The 1,637-nt window shown below is 68.7% G+C and carries 1 protein-coding gene and 1 pseudogene; both read left to right on the forward strand.

What is annotated here, in order from left to right; genetic code table 11:
• On the forward strand, positions 1 to 1,096 hold a 1,096-nt coding region (locus MOV74_RS37640), incomplete at its 5' end, for a cobaltochelatase subunit CobN (protein ID WP_246932510.1).
• A pseudogene (locus tag MOV74_RS37645) lies at positions 1,093 to 1,637 on the forward strand (precorrin-3B synthase); the annotation flags it as partial. The gene MOV74_RS37640 and the pseudogene MOV74_RS37645, both read left to right, overlap by 4 nt.

Raw genomic sequence — 1,637 nt, forward strand, 5'->3', positions numbered from 1 at the left:
TGCCGTCGATCCGCGCGCGGTGCCGACGCCGTCGGCGCACGCGCAAGGCATCAGGCTCGCCGAAGAGCTGCTGCGCCGGCACCTGCAGGATCACGGTGACTGGCCGAAAGGCCTCGTCGTCGACCTGTGGGGCTCGGCGACGATGCGCACTGCGGGCGAGGAGTTTGCGATGGCGCTGCATCTGGCCGGCCTCGCGCCGCGCTGGGATCACGCCTCCGGCCGGGTCACCGGCTACGACATCATCGCGCCGGCCGAGCTCGGCCGGCCTCGCATCGACGTTACGCTGCGCGTCTCCGGCCTGTTCCGTGATGTCTTCTCAGGCCTTGCGCAATTGTTCGAGGCCGCAGCCGAAGCGCTCGCAACGCGCGAGGGAGAGGGCGACGAGAATCCGTACCGCCACCGCGCCTCCCGCGTGTTTGCGCCGCGCCCCGGACAATATGGCGTTGGTCTGTCGGCGATCCCCGATGCGTTCACGGCGGAGACGCGCGATGCCGCCGGCGAAGCCTGGCTTTCGGCATCGTCCTGGGCGTTCTCGGTTGATGGCGAGATGCAGCCCGATCGCGCCGGCATCGAGGCGCGGCTCGCCTCGGCCGATGCCTTTGTCCACGTCCAGGACTTGCCGGAAACCGACCTGCTGCTGGCTGCCGACTATGCCGCGCATGAAGCCGGCGTTGCGGCGGCTGCAGCGCATCTCGGCGCGGCAGGACCATCGCTCTATCACCTCGACACGACGCATCCCGAACAGCCGCACGCGCGCACGCTGACCGAGGAAATCTCGCGTGTCGTCCGGGCGCGCGCCGCCAATCCGGCCTGGATCGCCGGCATGATGCGCCACGGTTTTCGCGGGGCGGCCGAGATCACAGCGACGCTGGAACACATGGCCGCTTTCGCGCATCTTGCCGCCGCCGTGCCGCCGCATCTGTTCGATCTCTACTACGATGCGACGCTCGGCAACGACGACGTCCGCGCCTTCATGGCGCGTGAAAATCCGCACGCTCTCGCCGCGATGGAAACCTGTTTTGCGCGCTTGCACGATGCGGCACTCTGGCAAACGCGCCGCAATTCGATCGCGGCAGCACTGCGGGAGGCATCATGAGCGCGGCTGCGGTCAAGGGCTGGTGTCCCGGCGCGCTGCGGCCGATGCAATCGGGCGACGGGCTCGTGGTGCGGGTGCGTCCGTTCGGCGGGCGTCTTGAAACAGCACAAATCACGGGGCTTGCCGAACTCGCCGGGCAACACGGCAATGGTCTGATCGACGTGACGAGCCGCGCCAATCTCCAGATCCGGGGCGTCAGCGAGCAAAGCCATCGGCCGCTGCTCGACGGCCTTGCGCAACTGGCACTGCTCGATCCCGACGGCGATATCGAAGCCCGGCGCAATATTCTGGTGATGCCGTTCTGGAGCGGCGGCGACCAAACCCAGTCGCTCGCCGCCGAGCTGGAGGAGGCGCTCGCCGACAGCGGCCTCGCGCTTCCCACCAAGTTCGGCTTCGCCATCGATGACGGAAGATCGCGGGTGCTCGCCGGCGATTCCGCCGACATACGCATCGAGCGCGATCGGTTGGGTCGCCTCCTGGTGCGGGCCGATGGTGCAAGGCTCGGCCGCTCCGTCGCTCGCGGCGAGGCCGTCAGAACGGC

This window comes from Bradyrhizobium sp. SHOUNA76, assembly GCF_023006445.1.
Classification (GTDB): domain Bacteria; phylum Pseudomonadota; class Alphaproteobacteria; order Rhizobiales; family Xanthobacteraceae; genus Bradyrhizobium.